The following is a 293-nucleotide window of genomic DNA, read 5'->3' as shown; positions in this document are numbered from 1 at the left end:
CGCTCTTTAAACCTCTTCTGGTTGTGCTCGGTTTACTGATTGTCTGGGAATCCATCGTCGTACTGTTCGCCATGCCGGAATATATTCTGCCTGGCCCCAAGGCCGTGTTCACCAGCATGTACGACAATGCTTCATTGCTATGGAAACACACCCTGGTGACCATGACGGAAATGCTGCTGGGCCTTATACTGGGTGTGCTGTTCGGCATTCTTCTGGCCATGATTCTGGTCTATTTTGTAGCACTTCGCCCCTGGTTACTCCCGCTGCTGCTGGTCACCCAGGCTGTCCCTGTT

At 52.6% G+C, this 293-nt stretch carries 1 pseudogene; it reads left to right on the top strand.

Annotated features, from left to right (window positions below):
* Positions 1-293: pseudogene (locus CWC28_RS22080) on the top strand (ABC transporter permease); the annotation flags it as partial.

Source organism: Pseudoalteromonas sp. S4492 (genome assembly GCF_005886115.1).
GTDB classification, from domain to species: Bacteria; Pseudomonadota; Gammaproteobacteria; order Enterobacterales; family Alteromonadaceae; genus Pseudoalteromonas; species Pseudoalteromonas gelatinilytica.
The sequence above is the reverse complement of the archived record's forward strand: the minus strand, read 5'-3'. Positions and strand labels throughout refer to the sequence as shown.